The organism is Sphingomonas sp. S6 (assembly GCF_043498045.1).
Lineage (GTDB): Bacteria > Pseudomonadota > Alphaproteobacteria > Sphingomonadales > Sphingomonadaceae > Sphingomonas.
On record NZ_JBIEOE010000003.1, the window covers coordinates 1 to 26,627 of the forward strand.

A 26,627-nucleotide genomic window follows, 5' to 3' on the forward strand; every position below is an offset into this window, starting at 1 on the left:
AAGATGACCCGCAATCCGATCCCATTGCTCGTCCGTCAGCGTTCGTCTGCTCAAGGCTTGGCTCCTTCACCAGCCTTGAATCAGATCGGTCTTCCAAATGGAATCCGCTAAATGCAGACACTGCCTAGAGCCTGCCTTTCTGAATCTCCAAAATTCAAAGAAAATTATTTCGCGGGGTTAGAGGGTTCAATGAGAGGTTAAGAAGTTAGGGGTGCCGCTGTAACTGCTCAAGTCAGCGACTTTCCACGATTCGCTTTCGAAGGTGCGTTCCCGGAGTATCGTTGCGGCGTTCCTGAAGGATCGATGCTCGCGTTCCCGATGTATCGCCTCGCCGTTCCGGGAGTGTCGATTAGCGTTCCCGGAGTATCGATGATCGACGGACGGGTGGAAAATGAGCACTCTCATTGAATCAGTTTGCGATGGCGTTGCGCCGGCGACGTTCAAATTGTCCGAATCTGCGGTGCGCCACGAGGCCGTAGGAAGGATCTGTCACTCGCCACGCGATACATCCGGAACGCCATCGTCCTTGCGGATAATCTCGATGCCCGTGGAACGCGGCTTTTGCGGGACCAGTCTGCTGCAATGGACGTCGACCTCTTGCCGCTCTTCGGATCCCTCCACGACGCGGCAACAGCTCTCGCTCACCAGGGTCGGTTCGGCGCCCTGCAAATCCAGGCTGTAGCGGAAACCACCGTACATTTCGGACTCCGGGAACTATCGATCACCGAAGGTCTCTAGCATGGGTGCCAGTCGTAGCAGGCGGAGTCCGCTTTTCGCCTCCAGATCGCCGACGCGGCCACGGATGACGGCGTGAAAGTTCGCGCAGGCTCCGCCAAGCGCCCCGCGTGATCAGAGCCATCGCCACGGATGACGGTCCACCGCCATGCGCCACCTGATGCAGCGGCGCGAAGCCGGATGTGCTACCCGGCCGCGTAGTGTTGGCGAGCGCGGGCATTGCCCGGACCTTTTCAACAATCGTCGTCCAGTTGTAGCTCCGTGCCGCGTCTGCCAAAGGATCGCGTTGCTGCTCGATGTTCGGACACAGAACCCCGCGCTGGCGACGCCGTCCTATTCGGTGGCCACGAATCGCAGGTGATCTCTCTACCGCAGCGTATGCCGATTCTTAGCATCAAAGCGCCGCACGTAGCCGATGAAGGCGTTCTGATAGCTCACCGGGGTCCGGCCTGCGTCCGCCTCTATCCAGGTGCGGAAGTCAGCGTGGAGTGTCTGATAGTCCCAGCCGGGGCATTCGGCGCGCAGCGTTGCCAGAGTCGCGTCGGTGATCTCGCCGAAGGTGGCGCGGCCCGACAGGCTCTTCACGCTGCGGCGGATCAGGGCGGCGGCATCGACGCCGGGCTCGGCCGTCGGCTCAAGAGCGGGATCGGGCTTCGGGGCGGGGGAGGGTGCCTTGCCAGTCTTCGCTGCCTTCGCTGACGGCGCCGCCTTCGTCTCGCCTTCGCTTCGCCGGCGCATCCGCAACGCGGGTTCGCGCTTGCCATCGGGCTGCTCTATCGTCAGCGCATAGCCGGGCAGTTCGTCGCGCTCGGCGATCTTGGCGATCTCGAACTTGAAGCGGCGATACTGGCCCTCGGCGCCCGACTTCTCGAACAGCGTCGGCATTGAGATGGCGAAGCCCGCCTCGCCGGCGCCGCCCGCATGCTTGCGCGCGACCTTGTACAGCCAGCGCTCGCGCCCGCCGGTGATGTCGAAATAGGCGCGGTCGATCGACAGCACGCCGCCGGTCATCATCACGCCTTCCCAGAACCAGTTCGACAATTCGATTGTCATGCCACGCGAGCGCTCGGTCTTCTCGTCCACCAGCTGCGTCCAGCCGTCGAGCCAGCTGAACGTCGCCTCGCGGCGGTTCTCGGCACGGATATTTGTCTTGACCGTGGTCGACACCAGCCGGTCGAGCGCCTGGCCGAGCAGCTCATAGGCGCGACCCGTCGGCTGCCGCCCAATCGCGCGCAGCAGGTCGTAGGGCATCAGGTGGAGCTTGCGCGGCACGTCGTTAACGCCGCGGCGCGCCATGTCGGCGAGCATCGAGGCACAGTAGATCAGGATGTCCGCGTCCCAGATCGTCGCCATGCCGTAGTCGGGATTGGCCGAGACGTGGACCCACAGCTTGCCGTCCGGTGATCGGTAGTCGATCGGCTTCACACGCTTCGACTTTGCGAGGCTGAAGAAAGGCCGCTCCATCATTTCGCGCTGGTCGCGCAGCGGCAAGTCGGCAAGATAGGGGAGGAACAGCTCGAACTGCTCGGACACGGCCTCCCGGCGCGCGCGGGTCATGCGATGTTTCCCCGGGGAAACATCGACCAGCGGTTTACAAAACCGATGCTCCGCCCCTGCATGTTTCCCCGGGGAAACATCAGCGCTGGAGTCCTTTCCCGGTCGCCTCGAGGTGGGCCAGTGCATCGCGCAAGGCGGTCATCAACTCGTCCGTGTCTGCGCCAGAGCCCGCGTGGAGGCGGATCGTCACGCCTTGCCGGTTAGCCGACTGTACCGTCAGTGCGGTGCGCCCGTACTTGGTGGCGTAGCGGTACGGCTCCGGCCTTTCGTCACCGGACAACGCCTTTGGCGCGTCGAGCAGCCGCCGCAGCACGTCCGTGGCGGGGGAGGGGGGGGCGCCCGCCTCGCGACGTGCCGCCTGTTCCTTGGCGACCTGCCGCGCCATGGCGGTGATCGCCTTGGCCATGTCCTTGTCGTCTAGCGCCTGGGCCAGTGTATAGGCCGGCTTCAGCTGCACGTCGCCCGGCGAGGCGAAGGCGGCAATCACCGCGTCAGGGATCGTGGCGACCTTCAGCATCTTGGACAGCCAGCCCTTGGACAGCTTCAGCCGTTCGGCCATCCGCGTCTGGTGGTTGCCGTAATGCGCCTTCAGCGCGTCGAGATAGTTGCGGGCCCGCTCCAGGTCGGACACGTCGGCCCGCGCGCGGTTTTCCAGATCCGCCAGCCGGAAAGCCGCCTCATCATCCAGCTGCGCGACCTGCGCCACGAACTGCATGTCGGGATAGCTGTGCGAACGCAGCCAGCTGATCGACCAATGCCGCCGCGTGCCGGCGATCACCTCGAAATCGTGATCCGGATCGCCGTCGACGCGCCGCACCACCGCCGGCACCTTCTGTCCGCCCTCGGCGACGATCGAGTCGATCAGCTCGCGGCAATTCTCCTCCGAGAGGTGCGCGTAAGTGCGAGCGTTGCCCGGCCAGATGCGCACGCGCGCGGGATCGAGCAGCAGTTGGGTGACCTGCCGCACCTCGCCGCTCGCCACACGCGCCAGCGCGGACTCGCGACCGAGCAGCGTGGTCGTGCGCGCGCGTTCCGGGGGAGCCTCGCGCGCCGGGGCAGGGAAGGGGGCATTGCCTTGTTCGGACGCGTCATCTGCGAGCAGCGCCGCCAGATAGTCCGATTGCTTACGCGCCATGCCGCACCTCCCGTGCAGAACGTAAGTAGAACATGGCGTTGTAGGAAAGGTCAGGCCGCGGCATGGATCACCGCCTCCTCGCTGGCCGGTTCGACACGCCCCCAGCTTTGGCGCACGAGCTGCTCCACCTGCCGCAGCGCCTCGTCCAGATTGGCGCGGCTGCGCTTGTGCGTCTTGGGCGTGCCGATCGGCTTTTCCAGCTCGTAGACGGTCATCATCCGCATCGCCGCATGGCTGATCTCGGCCGATTCGAGGATCGGCACCGGGAGCAGGGCAGGGCCGAAGCTCTGCTCCATGATCGCGCGCACCATTGCGTGGCTGGGATCGTTGCCATCGAACTTGGAGCAGATCAGCCGGACGAACTGGTAGTCGACCTCGATGCCGGCGCCCGTCAGCTGGTGCAGCACCTGATCCATCATCGACAGGAATTGCACGGTGGAGCAGAAATCCGGCGTGGTGGCCGCCAGCGGCACCAGCAGCGCGTTCGCCGCCTGCATCACTGCGAGGCTAATCGTGCCGAGGGCAGGGGGCGGATCGAGCAGAACGATGTCATAGTCGCGCGCGAGGTCGGACAAACCGCGCTTCAGCTTGCGAAACCGCGCCGCCAGCACTGATCCGCCATCGCTGCCCGCTGCCGCCAGCTCATATTCAACGTCGAACAGTTCGAGATTGGACGGGATCAGGTCCACGTTCGGCCACGGCGTCCGCTTTACCGCGTAGAGCAGGTCCGCCTGGGTTGGGTCAATCGAGAGATACGGGTAGAGCGTCTCTTCCCGCGTAATGTTGAAGTGTGGGTTGAAGCCGAACAGGGTCGTCGTCGTCGCCTGGCTGTCGCAATCGACCACCAGCACGCGATAGCCCTGCACCGCGAAATAATGGGCTAGGTGCGTGGTGACGGTCGACTTGCCAACGCCGCCCTTGAAGTTCTGCACCGCGATGATCGCCGGCACGTCGAGCGGGGCGCGGGCAGGGGACGCGCCCAGCACCTCGCGCATCCGCAGCATTTCCTCGACCGTGTAGCCCAGCCGGCGCCCGCTCTCGGAGGCGGGGGCAGGGGGCAATCTCCCGTCATCTTCCGCCATGCGGATGCGGTTGGTAGAGCAGCCGAGCAGCTGTGCCGCCTCGGCGATGCCGAAGCGAACGTTGAGCCCCTTGCGGCTCTCGGGCAGAAACGCTTTGCGCCGGAGGCGTTCGATCATCCGCTCGCCAGCCTCGGCGAGGTCGCCGATCTGCGTCAGCACTGCACCATCATGTGCCAAGACAAAGCCCCTTGAACCTTTTCAGCAACGAACTTGCCAGATTTCATTCAGGGCGGCAAGAGGGCGGGCGAAGGGGACACAATGCCGACCCTGCACTGGCTGACACGCGACCGCGACGTGAAGGCGGCGGATGCCGTACCGTACCGCCTGCTGGAGCGCGACGCGGCGCTTTCCGCCGGCGCGCCCGGCAGCGGCAACATGCTGATCCAAGGCGACAATCTGGAGGCGCTCAAGAGCCTGCTGCCCAATTATCGCGGACAGGTGAAGTGCATCTACATCGACCCGCCTTACAATACGCGGTCGGCTGTTTCTGTCCATTATGACGACACGTTAGGCCGCGTCTGCATTTAGCGCAGCCAGATCATGGCGCATGCGAGGTGAACGAAGCCCATGAAGGCGGAGATGGTCTTCTCGCAGCGCAAGGCGATGCGGCGGAAGCGCTTGAGCTTGTTGAAGAAGCACTCAACCTGATGGCGTTCCTTGTAGAGGCGCCAGTCGATGGGAGGCTTTCCGGTTCGGCTGGGATTGGCTTTGATGTGGGCAGTAGCACCGAGACTGTCGGCGATGAAGACGCGTAGCGGATCGGCGTCATAGGCGGCGTCGGCGATGACGTGGCCGACACCCTTCAAGCCCGTCAGCAGCGCTTCGGCCTGGGGGCGATCGCCCCATTGCCCGGGCGTCGGATGGATACGGATCGGCAGGCCGATGGCGTCGACCGCCGCATGCAGCTTGGTCGTCAGCCCGCCGCGGGACCGACCGATCGCGGCAGCTTCAGCCCCCCTTTTGCGCCCGCCGCATCGGCGTGCGCCTTCGAGATGGTGCTGTCGATCAGGACGTATTCGAAGTCCGGCGTGTCGGCCAGGCTATGGAAAAGCCGTTCCCATACACCGGCATGCGACCACCGCCGGAACCGCGCATGCACCCCTGTCCACTTGCCGAACACCTCCGGCAGGTCACGCCAGCGCGCCGCATTGCCGGCCATCCACAGGATCGCATCCACAAATAGCCGGTTGTCGACACCGCTCCGCCCTCGCGTCCCCTCCCGACCCGGAAGATGACCCGCAATCCGATCCCATTGCTCGTCCGTCAGCGTTCGTCTGCTCAAGGCTTGGCTCCTTCACCAGCCTTGAATCAGATCGGTCTTCCAAATGGAATCCGCTAAATGCAGACACTGCCTAAGCGGACGTAACCCCCTCCCCGTCATCCCGATCTTGAGCCGGTATCCCGGATCAGGCCTGGGGTGACGGTGCAGTAAGCGCCGGGGCGGTTCACCCCGTCCCGGCATCCGCTTCATACGCCCCACGCCGCATCACATAGTCGCGCGTCTCATAGGGCGGCGACAGCCCTTCCACCCAGGCGCCATGCGCATGGGTCAGCGCCACCAGCTCCATCGGCGTGTCCCCCGGCCAGCCGCGCACACGCACCTCATGCCGGTGCAGGTCGCGATTCGGCTCCATCATCACCCAGCCGAGCGGCCGCTCCGGCGTGGCACGCGCGCCCGCCGCCGCCATCGCTTCGCCGATCCGCGCCCGCGTCGCCGGCGGCAGATATTGCCACACCACCGAATGCATCAGCACGCGCGTAACGCCCGCCTCCGGCGTTTCGCTGAGCCGCGCCTCCACCCAATCCGCCGCATCGCCCTGCACCAGGTCAACGCCGTGTGCGCGCACCAGATCGATCGCCTGCGCCAGCCGCGCCTGCCGATCGGTCGCCTCCACCCACACATAGGCCTGCAACCGCCGCGCCTGGCGCTCGTCGGACAGATCGACCGGCGCGATATCGACTCCCCTCACCCGCTGAACCGCAATCGGCACCGCCGGCGGCGGCGGCCCGCGCCAGTCGGGGACGAGCGTCAGCGCCGCCTCCGCCGGCCCGGCCGCCGTGCCGCCCAGGTCGAAGCCATACTGGCCGATCATCAGGTTCAGCCCCGCACTCGATCCGATCTCGAGCAGTTCGATTCGCGGGCCGTAGCGCGCGGCGATATGCAACAGCCCGGTCATCAGACCCGCCGACCGCCCGACCTCATTGGTTTGCGGCGGTCCGTCGAGCCATGGCCGGATCGCCGCATCGTGTCGCGCCAGCGTCGCCCGCAGCACGTCCGCGATTTTCCCCGGATCGGTCGTCTCGCCCGCGAACACCCGTGACAGATCGGCGTCCGCGCCCGCTCGGTGCAGCGCATGCAGCCCGCCGACGAGGCGCAGCACCATCGCATCCGCCACCGGCTCGCCCGGCCAGTCGAGCACCGTCCGCCCCGTCGCCGTCGACCGATCCAGCGCCACCGGCAGCGCCTCGACGAGCCGCGTCGTCACCGGCGCATCCATCGCTCGGCAATATCCCGCCTGCACCTCGAACGACTTGAGATTCTCTGCCTCGTCCGCCATCGACTCGCCTCCTGCCGGCGCCGTGTTGCGCCTGCACCCCACCGCCAGTAAAGCCCCGCGCGTGCCGACACCTTTAGTCATCGCCGTGCCCAAGGGGCGCATCCTCTCCGAGGCCCTTCCCCTGCTCGCCCGCGCCGGTATCCATCCCGAAGCCGCATTCGGCGACGAAAACAGCCGCGCGCTGCGCTTCGCCACCGATGTGCCGCATATCGAGCTGATCCGCGTCCGTGCCTTCGACGTCGCGACCTTCGTCGCGCACGGCGCCGCGCAACTCGGCATCGTCGGGTCGGACGTGCTGGCCGAGTTCGATTATTCCGAACTCTACGCCCCCGTCGATCTCGGCATCGGCCATTGCCGCATCTCGGTCGCCGAACCCGCCGCCATGGCCGCGACCGACGATCCGCGCGGCTGGAGCCATGTGCGCGTCGCGACCAAATATCCGCACATCACCGCCGCCCATTTCGCCAATCGCGGCGTGGCTGCGGAATGCGTCAAGCTGAACGGCGCGATGGAGCTGGCGCCGACATTGGGTCTCGCGCCGCGCATCGTCGACCTCGTCTCCTCGGGCCGCACGCTCAAGGAAAACGGCCTCGTCGAAGTGGAGGTGATCGCCGAAGTCACCAGCCGCCTGATCGTCAACCGCGCCGCGATGAAGACCCGTGCCGAAGTCGTGCCGCTGGTCGAGGCATTCCGCCGCGCCGTGGCGGAGGGCATGAAGTGATCCACCTCGACACACGCGACGCCGGCTTCGCCGACGCCTTCACCGCGCTGGTCGACGGCCGCCGCGAAGCCGCCGCCGATGTCGCGCGCGACGTCGCGACGATCATTCGCGCCGTCCGCGACGATGGCGAAGCGGCGATCCGCGCCTTCACGCAAAAGCTCGACCGCCACGACCTCAGCGAAACCGGCTGGCGCATCGAACCCGCTACCTGCGCCGCGGCGTATGAGGCGCTCGACCCGCAGCTGCGCGACGCGCTCGACCTCGCCGCGACCCGCATCCGCGCCTATCACGAACGCCAGAAGCCGACCGACACCGATTATGTCGACGAGGCCGGCGTCCGCCTCGGCGCGCGCTGGCGCGGTGTCGATGCCGCGGGCATCTACGTTCCCGGCGGCCGCGCGGCTTACCCCTCGTCGCTGCTGATGAACGCCATCCCCGCCAAGGTCGCGGGCGTCGAGCGGCTGGTGATGGTCACGCCCACACCGGACGGCGACATCAACCCGCTCGTCCTCGCCGCCGCGCACCTCGCCGGCGTCGACGAGGTGTGGCGCATCGGCGGCGCGCAGGCGATCGCCGCGCTCGCTTATGGCGCCGGCCGCATCGCGCCCGTCGACGTCGTCACCGGCCCCGGCAACGCCTGGGTCGCCGAAGCCAAGCGCCAGGTCTATGGCGTCGTCGGCATCGATATGGTCGCCGGCCCCAGCGAGATCGTCGTCGTCGCCGACGCGCAGAACGATCCGCAATGGACCGCCGCCGACCTGCTCAGCCAGGCCGAGCACGACACCACCACGCAGTCGATCCTGTTCACCGACGACGCCGACTATGCGCAAGCCGTCGCGCGGGCGGTCGATGAAGAACTGGCCATCCTCCCCACCGCCGCGGTCGCGCGCGCCGCATGGGATGCCAACGGCGCGATCATCGTGGTGGAGTCGCTCGAAGCCGCCTGCCCGCTGGTCGACCGCCTCGCCCCCGAACATCTCCAGCTCGCGGTCGATAACCCGCAGGCGCTGTTCGATAAGGTCCGCCACGCCGGCAGCGTCTTCCTCGGCCGCCACACGCCCGAGGCGATCGGCGATTACGTCGCCGGCCCCAACCACGTCCTCCCCACCGGACGCCGCGCCCGCTTCGCCAGCGGCCTGTCGGTCCTCGACTTCATGAAGCGCACCAGCTTCCTGGGACTCGACGAGCCCGCACTCGCCAAGCTCGGCCCCGCGACCGTCGCCCTCGCCCACGCCGAAGGCCTCCCCGCCCACGCGCGGTCCGTGGCCCTGCGGTTGCGGCTCAATCGCTGATCCAGAGCGCCGGACACTCGTTCGTCATTGCGAGCGCAGCGAAGCAATCCAGGGCGTCCTGGTCCGACTCTGGATTGCTTCGCTGCGCTCGCAATGACGAACAGCATTATCTGGATTTTCGTATAAAATCAGACAACTGAAACAGGGCCAGCCCTCGCACCCCTCCCAGCAACAAAAATTAATCTACATCAATTTCAGCAACTTACGTTTAAGTTGCTGAAACAACGCATCTTTGTGCCGCGACGGACGTATCTCCGCCGCACCCGACCCAGGGTGACCAGATAAAGGATGCCACATGACCCGCTTCCAGTTCCGCGGCGCGATCGCCGCCGTCGCCCTGCTCGCCGCCGGCCCGGCGATGTCGGCGCCCAAAAACCCGATGGTCGGCGGTGCCGCCATGTACCCGACCAAGACGATCGTCGAAAACGCCGTCAATTCGAAGGATCACACGACGCTCGTCGCCGCGGTGAAGGCCGCCGGCCTCGTCGACACGCTGTCGGGCCCCGGCCCGTTCACCGTCTTCGCGCCGACCAACGCGGCGTTCAACAAGCTGCCCGCCGGCACCGTCGACACGCTGGTGAAGCCTGAGAATAAGGCGACGCTCACCAACATCCTCACCTATCACGTCGTCGCCGGCACGATGACGTCGAAGCAGATCGCCGCCGCGATCAAGGCTGGCGGTGGCAAGGCGACGCTCACCACCGTGCAGGGCGAGCCGCTGACCGCGACGATGATGGGCAACCGCATCATGCTCACCGACGCCAAGGGCGGCACCAGCCACGTCACGATCAAGGACGTGATGCAGTCGAACGGCGTCATCCACGTCGTCGACACCGTTCTGATGCCCTGAGTGGGCTTCGGTGCCGGCCCGCTCCCCCTCCCGGGGCGCCCAGCGAAGTATTACTTTGCTGGGACCCGTCGGCCACCCATCAGGATACGATGTGGGTGGCCGGGAGGGGGAGCATCGGGTCGGCACCGCCTTCGGAACGTGCTCTACCGCACGTTCCGCAAAGGGGTGACGGACGGCATTCACGCCACTACATGCCCGCACGATGTCCCGCACCACCAACCGTACCCAGGCGCGCGCCGCCGCCCGTCTCGCCGCCGTTCAGGCGCTCTACCAGCATGAGATGGAGGGCACGCCGGTGCCCGCATTGCTCCACGAATTCCACAACCACCGCCTCGGCGCGACGATCGAGGACGCGGAATATGCCGAGGCCGACGTCGATTTCTTCGACGACCTGGTAAAGGGCACCACCGCGCGTGCCGGCGAGATCGACCTCGCGATCGAAAAGAAGCTCGCCAGCGGCTGGACGCTCGCCCGCCTCGACAAGCCGATGAAGGCGCTGCTGCGCGCCGGCACCTACGAACTGATGGCGCGCAAGGACGTGCCGGTCGGCGCGACGATCAGCGAATATGTCGACGTCGCCCACGCCTTTTACGAACGCCGCGAATCGGGCTTCGTCAACGGCCTGCTCGACGCCATCGCCAAGGACGTGCGGGCGTAAGGGGCAGCTTTGACCCCGATCCCGTCATTGCGAGGAGCGCAGCGACGCGGCAATCCAGAGCGTCTTGGCGCTGGCTCTGGATGGCTTCGCTACGCTCGCAATGACGGAGGGTGTGGAAGCGTCACCGCCTCCCTCGCATGACCGAAGCCGATTTCCTCGCCGCCCTGCGTACCCTCCCGCTCCACCCTGCCGCGCGCGGGCTGCGGGACGACAGCGCCCGCCTGACGCGGGCGCCCCTCGTCGTCACCACCGACACGTTGGTCGAGGGCGTCCACTTCCTCGCCTCCGACACCCCCCAGGACGTCGCGTGGAAGCTCGTCGCGACCAACCTGTCCGATATCGCCGGCAAGGGCGGCAAGCCCGACGGCATCCTCCTGAACTACCCCCTCACCGACGACGCGTGGGACCGCGCCTTCCTCGAAGGCCTCGCCGAGGTACTGACGGCGTGCGACGCGCAGATCCTCGGCGGCGACACCGTCCGCCTGCCGCCCGGCGCGCCGCGTGTCCTCACCGTCACCGCCTTCGGCTGCGACACCCCCGCCCCCCCGCGCGGCGGCGCGGGCGAGAATGACGCTCTCTGGGTGACGGGCACGATCGGCGATGCCGGCGCCGGCCTCGCCATCGCGCAAGGCCAGCCCGGCCCCGCCGCGCTCGCCGCCCGCTACCGCCGCCCGACACCGCGCCTCGCGGAAGGCCGCATCCTCGCGCGCCTCGCGCATGCGATGATGGACGTCAGCGACGGCCTGCTGATCGACGCCGCCCGCATGGCCGCAGCGAGCAATCTCGCCGTGATCGTCGACCTCGCCGCCGTACCGCTGTCGCCCGCCTACATCGCCCACGTCGGCACGGACCGCACGGCGCGCCTGACGGCAGCAAGCGCCGGCGACGACTACGAACTCCTGTTCGCCATGCCCGCCAACGTCGTGCCACCCGTCGCCGCAACCCCCATCGGCCGCTTCGCCCGCGGCGAAGGCCTGCACCTGTTCGACGGCGGAGAGCCCGTCCCCCTCCCCGACCGCTTAGGCTTCCAACACTAAGCCGAACCCCACGTCCTTCGCGCCCCGCGAGGCTCGAAACGCCCACCCCACCCACCCACACCGTCACTCTCGCGAAGGCGGGACTCCATACCCTCTGACCTTCCGGCCCAAGCGAGACCTACGCGTCTGGATTCCCGCCCCGCAAGGCTCCCAACACCACCCCTACCCACCCCGTCACCCCGGACTAGTTCCGGGGTCCACCGAGCCACCAGGGAACGGCAAGAGCTTCAAGCCTCCCCCCTCGCCGCAGAGTGGACCCCGGACCAAGTCCGGGGTGACGATGCGCAAGCGGACGCCACACCCACCCCCAAAACCGTCATTCCCGCGAAGGCGGGAATCCATACCCTCTGACCTTCCGGCCTAAGCGAGACCTACGCGTCTGGATTCCTGCCTCCGCGGGAATGACGAAAACCCCCACCCCCACCCCGTAACCCACCGCAACCCACAACCGCTTGCACTCCCCCCGCCACCGCCATAGCCTCGCCCACAGCGCGCCAGACCGGGGGACATCGGCCGGCGACGTCAACAGGAGAAGGATTTGCGCGAATGACCACGGTCGCCCTCGCCATCCTCTGCGGCGTCATCGCCGTGGTCTATGGCTTCGTCACCAGCCAACAGGTGCTCCGCGCCTCTCCGGGCGACGCCCGGATGCAGGACATCGCCGCCGCCATCCAGGAAGGCGCCAAGGCCTATCTCGGCCGCCAATATACCACCATCGCGATCGTCGGCGTCATCGTCGCGGCGATCCTGTTCCTGACGCTCAACGCGGTATCCACCATCGGCTTCGTCGTCGGCGCGGTCCTGTCGGGCGTCGCGGGCTATGTCGGCATGAACATCTCGGTCCGCGCCAACGTCCGCACCGCGGAGGCCGCACGCACCTCGCTGCAGGGCGGGCTCACCATGGCGTTCCGATCGGGCGCGGTCACCGGCATGCTCGTCGCCGGCCTGGGCCTGCTCGCGATCAGCACCTTCTTCTGGTATCTCACCGGCCCCGCCGGCCACGCCCCCAACGACCGCGTCATCGTCGAGGCGCTGACTGCCCTCGCCTTCGGCGCATCGCTCATCTCGATCTTCGCGCGCCTCGGCGGCGGCATCTTCACGAAGGCGGCGGACGTCGGCGCCGACCTTGTCGGCAAGGTCGAAGCCGGCATTCCGGAGGACGATCCCCGCAACCCCGCGGTCATCGCCGACAACGTCGGTGATAACGTCGGCGACTGCGCCGGCATGGCCGCCGATCTGTTCGAAACGTACGTCGTCACGCTGGGCGTCACGATGATCTCGATCGCCCTGCTCATCCGCGCCGATGCCGCGGAACTCATGCGGCTGATGAGCCTGCCGCTGATCGTCGGCGGCGTGTGCATCGTCACCTCGATCCTAGGCACCTACATGGTCCGCCTGGGGAAGGGCAGCATCATGGGCGCGCTCTACAAGGGCTTCTGGACCAGCGCTATGCTGTCGATCCCCGCCATCTACTTCGCCGCGCGCTATGTGCTCGGCGACCTCAACCGCACGATCGGCAGCGCCGGCTTCCTCGACGCGGTGTCGGACGATCTCACCACCGGCTTCGAAGCGCCCCGCGCCGCCGCCGCGACGGCGCAGGCGTTCACCGGCATGGACCTGTTCTGGTGCATGGTCATCGGCCTCGCGGTCACCGGCCTGATCGTCTGGATCACCGAATATTACACGGGCACCAACTATCGCCCGGTGAAATCGATCGCCGCCGCCAGCCAGACCGGCCACGGCACCAACGTCATCCAGGGCCTCGCGATCAGCCTGGAGGCGACCGCGCTCCCGACGATCGTCATCGTCGTCGCGGTCATCGCCACCTACCAGCTGGCCGGCATCATCGGCATCGCCTTCGCCGCCACCGCGATGCTCGCGCTCGCCGGCATGGTCGTGGCATTGGACGCCTACGGCCCCGTCACCGACAATGCCGGCGGCATCGCCGAGATGGCGGGCCTGCCCGACGACGTCCGCACCCGCACCGACGCGTTGGACGCGGTCGGCAACACCACCAAGGCGGTGACCAAGGGCTATGCGATCGGCTCGGCCGGCCTTGCCGCGCTCGTCCTGTTCGGCGCCTACACGACCGACCTCGCCACCTATTTCCCCGACGTGACGGTCGATTTCAGTCTCTCCAACCCGTACGTCATCGTCGGCCTGCTGCTCGGCGCGCTGCTGCCCTATCTGTTCGGCGCCTTCGGCATGACGGCGGTGGGTCGCGCAGCGGGCGCCGTGGTGGAAGAGGTCCGCGGCCAGTTCCGCGACAACCCCGGCATCATGGAAGGGAGCAGCCGCCCCAATTACGGCCGCACCGTCGACCTCGTCACCCGCGCCGCGATCAAGGAAATGATCGTACCCAGCCTGCTCCCCGTCCTGTCCCCGGTCGCGCTCTATTTCATCATCCGCGGCGTGGCAGGCCAGGCGCAGGGCTTCGCCTCGCTCGGCGCGATGCTGTTGGGCGTCATCGTCTCCGGCCTCTTCGTCGCGCTGTCGATGACCAGCGGCGGCGGCGCGTGGGACAATGCCAAGAAGTACATCGAAGACGGCAATTACGGCGGCAAGGGCTCCGAAGCCCATAAGGCTGCCGTCACGGGCGACACCGTAGGCGATCCATACAAGGACACCGCCGGCCCCGCGGTCAACCCGATGATTAAAATTACGAATATCGTCGCGCTGCTCCTGCTGGCAGCACTAGCTGGCAGCGGAGGCTGAGGCAGAGCCTCGGCAAGCGCGACCGGCCGGCGGACGGGCGGGATGATGTCCCGCCCGATCCGTTCGACGTCACGGGATTTACTCCCGTGACGTCTGCCGCCTACCCCACACCAATTGACGGCCACATCGGCCCTGTTACCCTCCCGACCCTACCCGGGGGAAGTTCGTATATCATGATTCATCGCCGCGCCCTTCCGCTCGCCCTCGTCCTGTCCGCCACGGGCGCCACCGCACATACCGCGCCACTGACGGCTGGCGTCACCCTGCTACCACCCTACGAAACCGCGACGCCGAAGGCAGGATCGCTCGCCGAAATCCGGCTCAAATCGCTCGCCCGCATTGATCCGGTTCATCCGCTGGCCGGCGCCCCCAATCTGCAAACGTTCAGCCAGTTCGGCCGCGAAGACCTGATCGCCGCCAGCAGCGACGATTATCACCCCACCCATTGCACGCCCGCCAAGGACACCACCGATCCGCTGACGGCGATCATCCAGGGCGCCCGCAAGACATCGATCGTCATCATCAACGAAAGCCACGAACGCTCCGAACATCGCGGTTTCACAACGGCGCTGCTCGCCCCCTTGCAGGCCGAGGGCTATACGACGCTGGCGATGGAGGCGCTCTCCAACCCGCAACCGGATACGCCGCCGAAATTCTATTCGCCCTTCCTGCGCGAACCGGGCCTTCCTTATCTCACGGACGAGGATGGCTTTTACCTGGGCGAAGCCGCCTTCGGCCGGCTGGGCCGCACCGCGAAGCGGCTGGGCTACGCGCTCGTCCCCTACGAAGCGCATCACGATCCCGCCACCGCCACACTCTCCCAGACGGAACGGATTGCCGTACGCGAGGAAGCGCAGGCGAGCGCTCTCGCCGCCTGGGTCGCCGCGCATCCGGGCGCCAAGCTGCTCGTCCACGTCGGCTATCACCATGCGATCGAAGTCCCCACCGCCGACGGCCTGCGCTGGATGGCGACGCGCCTTAAGGCCAAGACCGGGATCGACCCGCTCACCATCTCGCAGACGACCTGCCACGGTGGCGGTAGCACGCCCCGCCTCGCCGCCCTGCCCGCGGATGAACCGCCCGGCACCTTCGACCTCGTGGTCGATCACCCCACCGCCCGCTTCGTCCGCGGCCGCCCGGCGTGGCGGATCGCCGCCGGCGACACGCCCGTCAGCATCCCCTCCGAACTCCGCCCCACCACAGGCTGGCGCGTCGTCGAAGCCCGGCCCGACGGCGAACCGCCCGCCTCCGTACCGATGGACCGCGTCGCGATCCGGCCTGGCGAAGACGTCGCGCTGATGCTGCCCCCCGGCCGCTACCGGCTCCGCATACTCGACGTCGCGTACACCCCCGCGCCCGACGCGGATTGACGCCGCACTAACCTGCGTTAGTCTTTCGTCACTGGCCTTGGGGAAGGCCACCGGGGGGATTTCCATGCTTCGCACCTGCGCGCTGTCGCTCGCCACCGCTCTGTTCGCCGTCACCGCCACCGCCACCGCACAGACGCAGCCCGTCGCCCCACCCGCCGCTGACGCCCCGATCCCCGCAGCGGTCTTCGCCCAGCTGCCCAAATTCGAATCGCCCCGCCTGTCGCCCGACGGTACGCGCATCGCCGCGAAGATGGCGATCGACGGCGTCCAGAGCCTCGTCGTCATGCCGCTGTTCGACGGCAAGCCCGCCGCGCTGAAGGTCGGCGAGAATATGGACATCAACTGGTGGCGCTGGGTCGGCGACGGGTGGCTCGTCGCCGGCATCGGCAGCCAGTCGCATCTCGACGGGGACGACATCTACATCACCCGCATGGTCGGCCTCAGCGCCGATCTGAAGACGCTCAACCGCATCGACTGGACCAATTCCGGCATCCGCGCCGACGATCTGCTCTGGTCGGACAAGGACGGCAGCCCGCACATCCTGTTCGCGCGATCGACCGGGATCGACACGATGGCGGATATCTATCCGTCCGTCTGGGACGCCGACGTCTCGACCGGCAAGGTCCGTCGCGTCGCCGCCAGCCAGCCCGACGTATGGGACTGGTATGCCGACGGCGCCGGCACGCTGCGCATGGGGATCCGCTATATCGACGACACCGGGCGCGGCGCGCTGCTCTATCGCGGCTCCAACGCCGAATCCTTCCGCACCATCGCGCGCAGCGATTCGCGCAAAGACCAGAGCTTCGTCGTCCCCACCACCTTCCGCGCCGACGGCACCGCACTCGCGACCAGCGACAGCAGCGGCCGCGATGCGCTGTACGAGGTCTCGCTGCCCGACCTGAAACTGGGCAAGAAGGTGTACGACCACCCCGGCTACGACATCGACGGCGTCGTCGAAAATCGCGCCGGCAACGACGTGCAGGGGATCAGCGTCACCGACACGTTCGACCATGTCGTCTGGCTCGACCCCGCCCTGAAGCAGGTGCAGGCCGCCGCCGACGCCGCGGTCGGCAATCGCCGCGCGCGCATCGTCTCGCGCAGCGCCAGCGGTTCGCAGCTGCTGGTCGAGGTCGGCAGCCCGTCGCAGGCCGGCGCGCTTTATTACTGGGATCTCGCCAGCGACCGCATGCAGCGCTACGCCTTCCAGAACGACACGCTCGCCGGCCGCAGCCTGTCGCCGGTGAAGACCGTCCATTACACTGCGCGCGACGGCACCCCGATCGAGGCGATCCTGACGCTCCCCCGCCATCGCCCAGGCGCCAAGAACCTGCCGCTGATCGTCCTGCCCCATGGCGGCCCGATCGCGCGCGACAGCGAAGGCTGGGACTGGTGGGTCCAGTATCTCGCCGAACAGGGCTATGCCGTCATCCAGCCCAATTACCGCGGCTCGTCCGGCTATGGCACCGCCTTCGTCAAGGCGGGCGAAGGCGAATGGGGCCTCAAGATGCAGGACGATCTGAACGACGCCATTACCTATCTCGCCAAGGAGGGCATCGCCGATCCCAAGCGCGTCTGCATCGCCGGCGCCTCCTACGGCGGCTATGCCGCGCTCCGCGCCGCCCAGCGCGACGGCGCGCTGTATCGCTGCGCCATCTCCTATGCCGGCGTGTCGGACCTTGCCGGCATCAAGAAATACGACGCGCAATTCCTCAACGGCAAGACGCTGGGCCGCTACTGGACCAAGCGCGCGACCGATCTCCACGCCGTCTCGCCCCGCTTCGGCGCCGATCAGGTGACGATCCCCGTCCTGCTCATGCACGGCAAGGCCGACAAGCGCGTGCCGGTCAAACAATCCCGCCAGATGGCCGATGCGCTCAAATCCGCCGGCAAGCCCTATCTCTATATCGAACAGCCGCTGGGCGATCACCACTTCACCCGCAGCCAGGACCGGCTGGAATTTCTCACCGCGATGGGCGCGTTCCTGGCGAAGTACAATCCGGCGTGAGGGCGTTGCTCGGCCCGATCGCCAGCGATCCCGCCATCGCGCCGCACCCAACCGGACCGACCGCCGTCCATTAACCCGCAGCGGCCGATTTTTGCGCGGTCTTCCCACAACTTCCGCCATGGCACGCGGGGCATATTAACCCCGTTTTGACTGATCTCGATCAATTTGGGTGGATGGGAGAGACAGTACGCACCGCGCGCCCATCGGGGACGCCATCCGGCATCATCTGGCTGGTCGCGGCATCGCTCTATGTTCTGTTCGCCGCCTCGACCATCTCGCTCACCAGCGACGGCCGCACGATCGCGACGGTATGGCCCGCCAATGCCATCCTCGTCGCGCTGCTGCTGCTCGATCGGCGCCCGCGCTGGTGGACGGTGCTCAGCGCCGGCCTGGTCGGCAATGTCGCCGCCAACTGGCTGACGCGGGGCAGCATCGCCGGCCCGCTGCTCTATGCGGTCGCCAACGGGCTGGAGGTGGCGGTCGCCACGATCCTCATCCGCCGCGGTTCGGGGTCGATCGACCTGCTCCGCTCCACCGGCGCGCTCCTGCGCTTCATTCTCGCCGCCGGTCTGGTCGCACCCGCGCTCAGCGGCGCGGCGGGCGCGGCCACTGCGGCGCTCGTCTACGATCAGGCGTTCGTCCCCTCGTTCAAGACGTGGTTTCTCAGCGACGGGCTCGGCCTGCTCGTCTTCACGCCGGTGTTCATGGCGCTCCTGGGCGGCCAGATCGTCGATAGCGTCCGCGGCACGTCGACTGCGCAGCGGCTCGAGGCGTTCACCTATCTCGGGCTGGTCTTCGCCACCGCCTATCTCGTCTTCTTCGTCGCGGCGCTGCCTGCACTCTTCCTGCTCTACGCACCCGTCATGCTGGTCACGTTCCGCGTCGGACCGCTCGGCACCAAAATGGCCGTGATGATCGTCGCGGTCACCGGAGCCTTCGCCACCGCATCGGGCCTTGGGCCTGTCGCGATGGTCACCACCGATCCCGTCGCCCAGGCGCATCTGTTCCAGACGTTCCTTGCCGTCATGCTGCTGACCTGCCTGCCCGTCGCCGCAGAGATTTCCGCGCGCACCCGCCTGTCACGCAGGCTGAAGGAACAGGCCGCCGAAGCCCATGCCGAGGCGATCACCGACACGCTCACCGGCCTGCTCAACCGCCGCGGGTTCGAACGCCGCGCCAGCGCATTGCTCGATCACGCCGCCACGCCCCTGTGCTGCGTCGCGATCGACATCGATCATTTCAAGGGCATCAACGATTCCTGGGGCCACCCCTTCGGCGATCACGTGCTGCGCCACCTCGCCGCGACGCTGCGCGCCAACACCCGTCCCGACGATCTGATCGGGCGGCTGGGCGGCGACGAATTCGTGATGATCCTGCAGGTCGGCGATCACGACACGGGTGAGGCGATCTGCACCCGCATCCAGGCCGCCCTGCGCCAACAGCCGATCGCCGCCGACGCCGCGACGCACGTGCTGCTCAGCATCAGCTGCGGCATCGCCGGCATCACGCCCCCCGATCGCCTGCGCGACGTCATCGCCCGCGCCGACGATGCGCTCTACCAAGCGAAGGCAGGCGGCCGTAACGGCTTCCGCTCGGCGGGGTGAGCGGGGCGCCCCCAAGTTCGTCGCCGACCGCCCGCATTGATCCGCTTTGAATGAAACGATCGGGAACAGGCCCGCAACATCGGCCGCGTCGCAGCCGATCCGGATCAATCGTCATGCCACGATCGCCGCCGCCCCCCGCACAGTCCGGCAATGCGGAACAGACCCCTCAATCACCTCTACTATGGCGATAATCTGGACGTGCTGCGCGATCATATCGCCGATGCCAGCGTTGATCTGATCTATCTCGACCCGCCCTACAATTCGAACGCCAATTACAACATCCTGTTCAAGTCGCCGACCGGCGCCGGCGCGGATGCCCAGATCGAGGCGTTCGAGGATACGTGGCACTGGAACGATACGGCAGAGGACGCCTTCGATCAGGTCTGCAAAAGCGGCAACACGCGCGCCTTCGAACTGCTGCGCGCGATGCGCGCGTTCCTCGGCGAAAACGACATGATGGCCTATCTCGCCATGATGGCGATCCGCCTGGTCGAACTGCATCGCAAGCTCAAACCGACCGGCAGCCTGTTCCTTCACTGCGATCCGACCGCCAGCCATTATCTCAAGCTGCTGCTCGACGCGGTGTTCGGCGCCCAGCGCTACCGCAACGAAATCGTCTGGTGCTACACCGGGCCGGGGTCGCCCGGCATGCGGCAGTTCATGCGCAAGCACGACACGATCTTCTGGTTCAACAAAGGCGATACATGGACGTTCAACGCCGATGCCGTCCGCGTCGAACACAGCGCCAAGACGCGCGAAAACTATAAACCCGGTCTCGTCGGATCGGGCTTCGTCGGCGCCGATCACCTGATCCACGCCAAGGGCAAGGTGCCCGAGGACTATTGGAATTTCGCCATCGCGCCGCGGGGCAAGGAATATCTCGGCTATCCTACGCAAAAGCCGATCAAATTGCTCGAACGCATCGTCGCCGCCTCGTCCAACGAGGGCGACGTCGTGCTCGATCCCTTCTGCGGCTGCGGCACTGCGGTGCATGCCGCGCAGAAGCTCGGGCGACACTGGATCGGGATCGACGTCACCCACCTCGCCATTTCGCTGATCGAGCGGCGCATGCAGGCCGCCTTCCCGGATGCCAGCTTCACGGTAGAGGGCACGCCCAAGGATCTCGCCTCCGCCACCGATCTCGCCAGGCGCGACAAATATCAGTTCCAATGGTGGGCGGTGTCGATGGTCGATGCCGTGCCCTATGGCGGCAAGAAAAAGGGCGCGGACGGCGGCGTCGACGGCCTGCTCTATTTCAAGCCGGACGGCAAACGGACCGAAAAGGCGATCGTCTCGGTCAAGGGCGGCGACCATGTCGGCGTCGGCATGATCCGCGACCTGCATTCGGCGATGCTCCGCGAAAATGCGCCGATCGGCGTCTTCGTCACGCTCGCCACGCCGACCGGACCGATGCTGAAGGAAGCCGCGACGGTCGGCCGGTTCGAGGATGGGTTCCAGCGCACCTATCCACGGCTTCAGATCCTGACGGTCGCCGATCTGTTTGCCGGGCGAAAGCCCGATCTGCCCTATCCCGATCCCAACCTCGCCTTCCGCAAGGCAGCCCGCGAAGACACGGCGCGGCAGGACCGGCTGCTCTGACCCGTTTTTCCCCTGTCCTACACGCCTCGAATATGCATCATTCGAACATCGCTCTTTGACACGTCCGGCCCCACCCCTGCGCTCCCTGCGCACAAGGGGGTCTCCGGTACGTTACGTATCGTCCACTTCGTCCACTTCCGCAGGACCCGGCCGACTTGCGAATCGCCCCCGCCGCCCCCATCTTGCCTCCCGCAAGGCATTGCGACGCGCCGCCCCGTGTTGGACCGGCGCCGCCCGTCCGCCTTGCTTCCCTTTTTCGGCGACTTGCGCTAAGGGCGCGCCCGAACACGCGAACAGAGGTTGATTTTTGGCCAAGGAAGAACTGCTCGAGATGCGCGGCCGCGTGGTGGAATTGCTCCCCAACGCGATGTTCCGTGTACAGCTCGAAAACGACCACGAAATTCTCGGCCATACCGCCGGCAAGATGCGCAAGAACCGCATCCGCGTGCTGGTCGGTGACGAGGTGCTGGTCGAACTGACCCCCTACGACCTGACCAAGGGGCGGATCACCTACCGCTTCATGCCCGGCCGCGGCGGCCCCGGCCCGCAATAAGCTGCGGCGGCATTTGGTGCCGCCCAACCTTATGCCACTGGTTCTCGCCTCTTCCTCGCCGCGCCGGCGCGATCTGCTGGCGCGTCTCGGCGTCGTGCCCGATCGCATCGCCGCGCCCGCGATCGACGAAACCCCACGCCCACGCGAACTGCCACGCGTCTATGCGCAGCGCCTCGCCGTCGAAAAGGCGCTGGCGGTACAGCGCGCGCCGGACGAAATTGTCATCGCCGGCGACACCACGATCGCGCTCGGCCGCGCGATCCTGCCGCCCGCCGAGACGGAGGCGATCCAGCGCGACCTGCTCATCCGCCTCTCCGGCCGCCGCCATCACGCGCTGTCGGCGATCTGCGTGATCGGCCCCGACGGCACGCAGCGCACGCGCCTGTCCGATACGATCGTCGCCTTCCGCCCCCTCTCCCCCGCCGAGATCGACGCTTATGTCGCGTGCGGCGAAGGCCTTGGAAAAGCTGGCGGTTACGCCATCCAGGGCCGCGCCGAAGCCTTCGTCCGCTTCATCCACGGCAGCCATTCGGGTGTCATCGGCCTGCCGCTGACCGAAACGCGCGCCCTCCTCCGCGCCGCCGGTCTGCCCCTTGCCTGAATGGGTCTATGAAGCCGGCATCGGCGAAGCTCGCGCCGCCCTGATCGACGGCGACCGTATCGTCGAAGCCGCAATCGAACGGCCCAATGCCCTCCGCCTCGGCACCGTCGCCAAGGCCCAGCTGGTCGAGCTGACCGCCGGCGGCATGGGCCGCCTGTCGATCGCCGGCGAAGAGGCGGTCATCCCCCGCATCCCCAAAGGACTGACCAAGGGCGCGACCCTCACCGTCGAGATCGTCCGCGAGGCCATCCCCGAACCCGGCCGCCCCAAGCCGCCCCGCGCCGTGGCGACCGATGCGGCGCCCGCCGACGGCCCCGATCTGCTCGCCCGCCTCCACGCCAGCGGCCACCCCGTCCGCACGCTCCGCTCCCACGAACCCGACGCGCTGGAAGCGGCCGGCTGGTCCGAACTGCTCGAAGAGGCGATGGACGGCGCAATCGCCTTCCCGCTCGGCGCGCTGCGCATGTCGCCCACCCCGGCGATGACCCTGTTCGACGTCGACGGTCCGCCCCCGCTCGAACCGCTCGCCCTCGCCGCTGCGAAGGCGGTCGCCGCAGCGATCCGACGTCACGGCATCGGCGGCTCGATCGGCATCGATTTTCCGACGCTGGAGGGCAAGGCTGCGCGCCAGGCGGTCGCCGAAGCGCTCGACGCCGCGCTGGTGCAGCCCTTCGAACGCACCGCGGTCAACGGCTTCGGCTTCCTGCAGATCGTCCGCCCCCGCCCCAGCGCCTCGCTGCCGGAACTGCTCCGCACCGATCCGGTCGGCGCCGCGACCCGGGCATTGCTGCGCCGGTTGGAGCGCGAGCCGCCCGGCAGCCCGCTGCATCACCGCCTGCCCGCCCCCGTCCACGCCCGCCTCACCGGCCGCGCCGACTGGCTGGCCGAGCTTGCACGCCGCACCGGCGTCACCCATCTGTTCGACAGCCTATGACCGCCACGACCTGCCCGATCTGCGACAAAGCCGTCGATCCGCTCCACACGCCCTTCTGCTCGCGCGGCTGCCGCGATCGCGACCTGCTGCAATGGCTGGGCGAAGGATATCGCATCCCGGTGCAAAATGATGCGCATGAGGGGCTGGACAGCACCGGCGGGGACCATTAGAGGCGCCACTTCCGAACGCGAAGCCTTCGCGTGACGGCCCTGCCCGGGTAGCTCAGTTGGTAGAGCATGCGACTGAAAATCGCAGTGTCGGCGGTTCGAATCCGTCCCCGGGCACCACTTCTTCCAGCGCGATCGATCACACCGCCGGCAGTGGCCCCGTGCCGTTGAACAGCCCCGCCTGATAGTCGCGGATCGCTTGGCTGATTTCCTCGCGCGTGTTCATCACGAACGGACCATGCGCCACCACCGGCTCGCCGATCGGATCGGCATGGCCGTACAGCAGCACGGCATCGTCGCTCGCGGTCAGCGCCACCGAATCGCCATCGTCGTGCAGCGTCGCCAGATGCCAGTGCGGCACGGCCCGCCCGCCGATCGCCACGCTGCCGGATACGACATACAGGAACACCGATCGCCCCTTCGGCGCCGGCAGCGTCGCCGCAGCACCGCCGCGCAGCCGCACCGTGGACAGCATCGCCCCGGTCAGCGAGTTGATCGGCCCCTCCGCCGCGCCGAATTGCCCCGACACCAATGCGACGCTGCCCGCATCGTCCGGCAGCGGCACCACGGGAATCGCATCGGCCTGCAAGCCGGTATAGGCCGGCGCGGTCATCTTCAGCCGGCCGGGCAGGTTCACCCACAATTGCAGGATTTCCATCGGCCCGCCGTCGCGCTTGAACGCCGGTGGCGAGATTTCGGCATGGATCAGTCCCGATCCCGCCGTCATCCACTGCACGCCGCCCGCCTCGATGATGCTCGCATGGCCGCCGGTGTCGTGGTGCGCCAGACTACCGTCGAGGATGAAGGTCACCGTCTCGAACCCGCGATGCGGATGCGGCCCGAACGGCAGGCCGTTGTTGCCGGGGCGATAGGTCTGCGGGCCATGATGGTTGAGGAACAGGAACGGATCGACCTGCTCCAGCCCCGGACCCGGCACCGGCCGCCGCGTGACGAGATCGCCGATATCGTCGCGATGGGCGGGGTGGATGGCGGCAAGCGTGCGGGCGGTCATGCAAATGGCTCCTTCCCCACCAAGATGGCGGCAACGCCACGCGGCGACAACGCCCGCAGCGGGAACGCTGTGTTTCCGGACCGACAAAACCTTGCAGGGAAAGTGGGGAGCTTCTGTTGCCCGGTGCTCCCCGTACCGCTGGATTCCCCTTCTGTTGCCCGGTGGGGTCCAACCGCGCTATTTTGGAGTAACCTTAGGCCGTGAGGCCCTCAGTTACGCCGCAATCGCGAGTGCTTCGTTATCGTTGGCACTTGTGTAATGGGCCGTTGCGGTGGTCCCATTCCGAGCGAAAGACAGCGCTTTTCAACACACGTCGATCCTAGTTCGGCCCCGTCATCGAAGCTGTGGCCCGCGACGCCACGCATGAAGCGTGGCGCCGAGCGCCTCAGCTGCGGTGGTGGAGCCGCCGGGTACTGCCCCCGGGTCCGCTGCGCCTATTTAACGCCACCGTTTATCGCCATAGCCGGCTGGAAGCCGGCCCGGTCGATATAGGGGCAGCATCACCTCCCTGCAATCCACGCCTTTCGCCCCGCCTTTCGTTAGCCACAATATCGGGCCATAGCGGCGCCATCATGTTGACCCAGCGTTCCCGTTACGCGTTGCGCGCGATGCTGTTTCTCGCCGAAGCACCCGCCGCCAGCCCGCCGATCCCGATGGGCAAGATCGCCGTCGCCGCCAATGTGCCGCGCAAGTTCCTGGAACTGATCCTGGCCGATCTGCGCGATGCCGGTTTCATCCAGAGCACGCGCGGCAAGATGGGCGGCTACGTACTCGCACGGCCCGCGCACCTCATTTCGCTGGGCGACGTCATCCGCGTGATCGAAGGGCCGCTGGCCCTCGTCCCCTGCGTCAGCCGCACCGCCTATCGCCCCTGCGCCGACTGCAAGAGCGAGGCCGATTGCGCGATCCGCCACGCGATGATGCGCGTCCGCGACGAAACCGCCCGCATCCTCGACGGCACCAGCCTCGCCGACGCCACCGCCGACCAGCTCGTCGCGGCCTAAGGCCACCCTATTCCCGTCATCCCGGGCTTGAGCCGGGATCCCGCTTCGTCTTCGCACCGATAGCGGGACCCGTGATCACGTCCGGGGTGACGATAGTGGCAGGCCCGGTCCCGACCCCACCGCCATACCCCTCCGTCATTGCGAGCGAAGCGAAGCAATCCAGAGCCGGACCAGAACGCCCTGGAGTGCCGCGCTCCGCTCGCAATGACGATGTCAGTCAGTCCTGAGCGGCAGCGCTCGCACGCTATCCGAAACTGCCGCCGCCCCGACCGGCCTCACACCCGCGGCCGCGCCTTCAGCTCGTCGCGGATTTCGCGCAGCAGCGCGACGTCGGCAGGCTCGGGCGCCGGGGCAGCCGGCACGTCCGGCTTGGCGATCACGCGGTTGACGCTGCGCACCAGCAGGAAAATGATGAACGCGAGGATCAGGAAGTTCGCCGCCTGCGTCACGAACTCGCCATAGCCCAGCAGCGGCACGCCCGCCTTCTTTAGCGCGGCATAATCCGTCGGCGATCCGGTGTAGGTCGCGGGGATCGCGCCCAATCGAATGAAATAGCTCGAAAAATCCAGTCCGCCGAAGATCTTGCCCACCACCGGCATGATGATGTCTTCGGTCAGAGAGGTCACGATCTTGCCGAATGCCGCGCCGATGATGACCGCCACCGCCAGGTCCAGCACATTGCCCCGCGCGATGAAGGTCCTGAATTCCTTGAACATGTTCGCGTCTCCCCCGTTGTTCAGGCGTCGGCCGAAAGGGTAGGCTGCGATTACCCCTTCGCCAAGCCCGCACGCTGTCCTATATGGATAGGACAGATACGCTCTCAGGAGGATGTTCATGTCGTCGCTTCGTCCCGTTGCCGCCTTCGCGCTGGCTGCCACCGCGAGCCTGTCGCTCGCCGGATGCGGGATCAATTCCGTGCCGACGGCCGAGGAAAACGCCAAGGCGCGCTGGGCCGACGTCCAGAACCAGTATCAGCGCCGCGCCGACCTGATCCCCAACCTCGTCGCGACGGTGAAGGCCGCGGGCGCGCAGGAAAAGGACATTCTGGTGCAGGTGACGCAGGCCCGCGCCGGCGCCAACCAGGTGAACCTGTCGGGTGACCAGCTGACCGATCCGGCGAAGATGCAGGCGTTCGAACGCGCACAGGGCGCCGTCACGCTGTCGCTCCAGCGCTTGCAGGAAGCGTATCCGGAGCTGAAGAGCCAGAGCAACTACACCACGCTGATGAGCCAGCTGGAAGGCACCGAGAACCGCATCACCATCGCCCGCAGCGATTACAACAATGCGGTAAAGGACTATAATACCAGGATCCGCACCTTCCCCGACGCGGTCGGCGCGAAGATCTTCTACGGCGCCAAGCCGCTGACCCCCTTCGCCGCGACGACGCCGGGTGCGGAGCAGGCCCCGACCGTCAACTTCGGGAATGCGAGCTGACGGC

24 protein-coding genes, 1 tRNA gene, 1 other RNA gene and 1 pseudogene are annotated in these 26,627 nt (G+C 67.1%); 18 read left to right on the forward strand and 9 right to left on the reverse strand.

The genetic code is table 11. The annotated features are described in order from the left end of the window. Positions 1–489 precede the first annotated feature (489 nt). From ACGVWT_RS05550 to ACGVWT_RS05565, 4 genes are all read right to left on the reverse strand, one after another. Positions 490–699 carry a hypothetical protein gene (locus ACGVWT_RS05550; RefSeq protein WP_063690300.1) on the reverse strand — a complete coding sequence of 70 codons (210 nt, stop codon included), beginning with the start codon at positions 697–699 and terminating at the stop codon, positions 490–492. A 402-nt stretch (positions 700–1,101) separates the two neighbouring features. Beyond that, entirely contained in the window at positions 1,102–2,292 is a 1,191-nt protein-coding gene (locus ACGVWT_RS05555) for a replication initiator protein A (protein WP_017980698.1), read from the reverse strand. Between the two features lie 79 nt (positions 2,293–2,371). Beyond that, positions 2,372–3,427: a ParB/RepB/Spo0J family partition protein gene (locus ACGVWT_RS05560; RefSeq protein WP_066652229.1), complete on the reverse strand. Its 1,056-nt coding sequence runs from the start codon at positions 3,425–3,427 to the stop codon at positions 2,372–2,374. Between the two features lie 50 nt (positions 3,428–3,477). Beyond that, positions 3,478–4,626 (reverse strand): AAA family ATPase, encoded by a 1,149-nt coding sequence (locus ACGVWT_RS05565; protein WP_066487632.1) that lies wholly within the window; start codon positions 4,624–4,626, stop codon positions 3,478–3,480. A gap of 141 nt (positions 4,627–4,767) precedes the next feature. Here ACGVWT_RS05565 and ACGVWT_RS05570 point away from each other — a divergent pair. Then, positions 4,768–5,019, forward strand: a pseudogene (locus ACGVWT_RS05570) (site-specific DNA-methyltransferase); the annotation flags it as partial. Positions 5,020–5,033: 14 nt separating this feature from the next. On the opposite strand, the gene ACGVWT_RS05575 reads toward ACGVWT_RS05570, so the two are convergent. Further along, a protein-coding gene (locus ACGVWT_RS05575) for an IS5 family transposase (protein ID WP_288933965.1) occupies positions 5,034–5,791 on the reverse strand; the annotation gives its coding sequence in 2 pieces (ribosomal slippage) (positions 5,034–5,473 and positions 5,473–5,791; 759 coding nt in all). Positions 5,792–5,954: 163 nt separating this feature from the next. Next, entirely contained in the window at positions 5,955–7,067 is a 1,113-nt protein-coding gene (locus ACGVWT_RS05580; RefSeq protein WP_315461685.1) for a DUF2332 domain-containing protein, read from the reverse strand. Positions 7,068–7,128: 61 nt separating this feature from the next. On the opposite strand from ACGVWT_RS05580, the gene hisG reads away from it, so the two are divergent. The 15 genes from hisG (at position 7,129) to ACGVWT_RS05655 (ending at position 23,293) form a co-directional block, all read left to right on the forward strand. Continuing rightward, entirely contained in the window at positions 7,129–7,788 is a 660-nt protein-coding gene (gene hisG / locus ACGVWT_RS05585) for an ATP phosphoribosyltransferase (RefSeq protein WP_315461686.1), read from the forward strand. Next, positions 7,785–9,080: a histidinol dehydrogenase gene (gene hisD, locus ACGVWT_RS05590; protein WP_315461687.1), complete on the forward strand. Its 1,296-nt coding sequence runs from the start codon at positions 7,785–7,787 to the stop codon at positions 9,078–9,080. The genes hisG and hisD overlap by 4 nt, the downstream gene beginning before the upstream one ends. A 295-nt stretch (positions 9,081–9,375) precedes the next feature. Then, on the forward strand, positions 9,376–9,930 hold the full coding sequence (locus ACGVWT_RS05595) for a fasciclin domain-containing protein (RefSeq protein ID WP_116462512.1): 555 nt from the start codon (positions 9,376–9,378) through the stop codon (positions 9,928–9,930). Positions 9,931–10,132: 202 nt separating this feature from the next. Further along, positions 10,133–10,588, forward strand: a complete 456-nt coding sequence (gene nusB / locus ACGVWT_RS05600; protein WP_116462513.1) for a transcription antitermination factor NusB — start codon at positions 10,133–10,135, stop codon at positions 10,586–10,588. Between the two features lie 137 nt (positions 10,589–10,725). Continuing rightward, entirely contained in the window at positions 10,726–11,625 is a 900-nt protein-coding gene (gene thiL / locus ACGVWT_RS05605; protein WP_315461688.1) for a thiamine-phosphate kinase, read from the forward strand. A gap of 546 nt (positions 11,626–12,171) precedes the next feature. Further along, complete coding sequence (locus tag ACGVWT_RS05610) at positions 12,172–14,340, forward strand: sodium-translocating pyrophosphatase (protein ID WP_315461689.1); 2,169 nt, start codon at positions 12,172–12,174, stop codon at positions 14,338–14,340. Between the two features lie 173 nt (positions 14,341–14,513). Then, complete coding sequence (locus tag ACGVWT_RS05615; protein ID WP_315461690.1) at positions 14,514–15,710, forward strand: hypothetical protein; 1,197 nt, start codon at positions 14,514–14,516, stop codon at positions 15,708–15,710. A 64-nt stretch (positions 15,711–15,774) separates the two neighbouring features. After that, complete coding sequence (locus ACGVWT_RS05620) at positions 15,775–17,715, forward strand: S9 family peptidase (protein ID WP_315461691.1); 1,941 nt, start codon at positions 15,775–15,777, stop codon at positions 17,713–17,715. A 173-nt stretch (positions 17,716–17,888) separates the two neighbouring features. After that, entirely contained in the window at positions 17,889–19,319 is a 1,431-nt protein-coding gene (locus ACGVWT_RS05625; RefSeq protein WP_315461692.1) for a diguanylate cyclase, read from the forward strand. 150 nt (positions 19,320–19,469) lie between these two features. Next, complete coding sequence (locus tag ACGVWT_RS05630) at positions 19,470–20,918, forward strand: DNA methyltransferase (protein WP_315461693.1); 1,449 nt, start codon at positions 19,470–19,472, stop codon at positions 20,916–20,918. A 307-nt stretch (positions 20,919–21,225) separates the two neighbouring features. Continuing rightward, the gene (gene infA, locus ACGVWT_RS05635; RefSeq protein ID WP_017977808.1) at positions 21,226–21,471 is read left to right on the forward strand and encodes a translation initiation factor IF-1; all 246 of its coding nucleotides are present in this window, start codon (positions 21,226–21,228) and stop codon (positions 21,469–21,471) included. Between the two features lie 31 nt (positions 21,472–21,502). Further along, positions 21,503–22,072, forward strand: a complete 570-nt coding sequence (locus tag ACGVWT_RS05640; protein ID WP_315461928.1) for a nucleoside triphosphate pyrophosphatase — start codon at positions 21,503–21,505, stop codon at positions 22,070–22,072. Next, complete coding sequence (locus tag ACGVWT_RS05645) at positions 22,065–23,006, forward strand: ribonuclease (RefSeq protein WP_315461694.1); 942 nt, start codon at positions 22,065–22,067, stop codon at positions 23,004–23,006. The genes ACGVWT_RS05640 and ACGVWT_RS05645 overlap by 8 nt, the downstream gene beginning before the upstream one ends. Continuing rightward, the gene (locus tag ACGVWT_RS05650; protein WP_017977805.1) at positions 23,003–23,176 is read left to right on the forward strand and encodes a DNA gyrase inhibitor YacG; all 174 of its coding nucleotides are present in this window, start codon (positions 23,003–23,005) and stop codon (positions 23,174–23,176) included. The genes ACGVWT_RS05645 and ACGVWT_RS05650 overlap by 4 nt, the downstream gene beginning before the upstream one ends. A gap of 41 nt (positions 23,177–23,217) precedes the next feature. Further along, positions 23,218–23,293: transfer RNA gene (locus tag ACGVWT_RS05655), tRNA-Phe, on the forward strand. A 19-nt stretch (positions 23,294–23,312) separates the two neighbouring features. Here the strand turns inward: ACGVWT_RS05655 and ACGVWT_RS05660 are convergent. Next, entirely contained in the window at positions 23,313–24,185 is an 873-nt protein-coding gene (locus tag ACGVWT_RS05660) for a pirin family protein (protein ID WP_315461695.1), read from the reverse strand. Between the two features lie 101 nt (positions 24,186–24,286). After that, positions 24,287–24,703: a transfer-messenger RNA gene (gene ssrA / locus ACGVWT_RS05665) on the reverse strand. Positions 24,704–24,757: 54 nt separating this feature from the next. Here ssrA and ACGVWT_RS05670 point away from each other — a divergent pair. After that, positions 24,758–25,189 (forward strand): Rrf2 family transcriptional regulator, encoded by a 432-nt coding sequence (locus ACGVWT_RS05670; protein WP_116462524.1) that lies wholly within the window; start codon positions 24,758–24,760, stop codon positions 25,187–25,189. 275 nt (positions 25,190–25,464) lie between these two features. Here ACGVWT_RS05670 and mscL read toward each other — a convergent pair whose 3' ends face one another. After that, positions 25,465–25,905: a large conductance mechanosensitive channel protein MscL gene (mscL, locus tag ACGVWT_RS05675; protein ID WP_315461696.1), complete on the reverse strand. Its 441-nt coding sequence runs from the start codon at positions 25,903–25,905 to the stop codon at positions 25,465–25,467. 112 nt (positions 25,906–26,017) lie between these two features. Here mscL and ACGVWT_RS05680 point away from each other — a divergent pair, with 112 nt between their 5' ends. After that, positions 26,018–26,623 (forward strand): LemA family protein, encoded by a 606-nt coding sequence (locus ACGVWT_RS05680; RefSeq protein WP_315461697.1) that lies wholly within the window; start codon positions 26,018–26,020, stop codon positions 26,621–26,623. Positions 26,624–26,627 lie beyond the last annotated feature (4 nt).

Coding starts and splice junctions, on each gene's coding strand:
- ACGVWT_RS05550 (WP_063690300.1), bottom strand. CDS start 699: ATGTACGGTGGTTTCCGCTACAGCCTGGATTTGCAGGGCGCCGAACCG.
- ACGVWT_RS05555 (WP_017980698.1), bottom strand. CDS start 2,292: ATGACCCGCGCGCGCCGGGAGGCCGTGTCCGAGCAGTTCGAGCTGTTC.
- ACGVWT_RS05560 (WP_066652229.1), bottom strand. CDS start 3,427: ATGGCGCGTAAGCAATCGGACTATCTGGCGGCGCTGCTCGCAGATGAC.
- ACGVWT_RS05565 (WP_066487632.1), bottom strand. CDS start 4,626: ATGATCGAACGCCTCCGGCGCAAAGCGTTTCTGCCCGAGAGCCGCAAG.
- ACGVWT_RS05580 (WP_315461685.1), bottom strand. CDS start 7,067: ATGGCGGACGAGGCAGAGAATCTCAAGTCGTTCGAGGTGCAGGCGGGA.
- ACGVWT_RS05595 (WP_116462512.1), top strand. CDS start 9,376: ATGACCCGCTTCCAGTTCCGCGGCGCGATCGCCGCCGTCGCCCTGCTC.
- nusB (WP_116462513.1), top strand. CDS start 10,133: ATGTCCCGCACCACCAACCGTACCCAGGCGCGCGCCGCCGCCCGTCTC.
- thiL (WP_315461688.1), top strand. CDS start 10,726: ATGACCGAAGCCGATTTCCTCGCCGCCCTGCGTACCCTCCCGCTCCAC.
- ACGVWT_RS05610 (WP_315461689.1), top strand. CDS start 12,172: ATGACCACGGTCGCCCTCGCCATCCTCTGCGGCGTCATCGCCGTGGTC.
- ACGVWT_RS05615 (WP_315461690.1), top strand. CDS start 14,514: ATGATTCATCGCCGCGCCCTTCCGCTCGCCCTCGTCCTGTCCGCCACG.
- ACGVWT_RS05620 (WP_315461691.1), top strand. CDS start 15,775: ATGCTTCGCACCTGCGCGCTGTCGCTCGCCACCGCTCTGTTCGCCGTC.
- ACGVWT_RS05625 (WP_315461692.1), top strand. CDS start 17,889: ATGGGAGAGACAGTACGCACCGCGCGCCCATCGGGGACGCCATCCGGC.
- ACGVWT_RS05630 (WP_315461693.1), top strand. CDS start 19,470: ATGCGGAACAGACCCCTCAATCACCTCTACTATGGCGATAATCTGGAC.
- ACGVWT_RS05640 (WP_315461928.1), top strand. CDS start 21,503: ATGCCACTGGTTCTCGCCTCTTCCTCGCCGCGCCGGCGCGATCTGCTG.
- ACGVWT_RS05650 (WP_017977805.1), top strand. CDS start 23,003: ATGACCGCCACGACCTGCCCGATCTGCGACAAAGCCGTCGATCCGCTC.
- ACGVWT_RS05660 (WP_315461695.1), bottom strand. CDS start 24,185: ATGACCGCCCGCACGCTTGCCGCCATCCACCCCGCCCATCGCGACGAT.
- ACGVWT_RS05670 (WP_116462524.1), top strand. CDS start 24,758: ATGTTGACCCAGCGTTCCCGTTACGCGTTGCGCGCGATGCTGTTTCTC.
- mscL (WP_315461696.1), bottom strand. CDS start 25,905: ATGTTCAAGGAATTCAGGACCTTCATCGCGCGGGGCAATGTGCTGGAC.
- ACGVWT_RS05680 (WP_315461697.1), top strand. CDS start 26,018: ATGTTCATGTCGTCGCTTCGTCCCGTTGCCGCCTTCGCGCTGGCTGCC.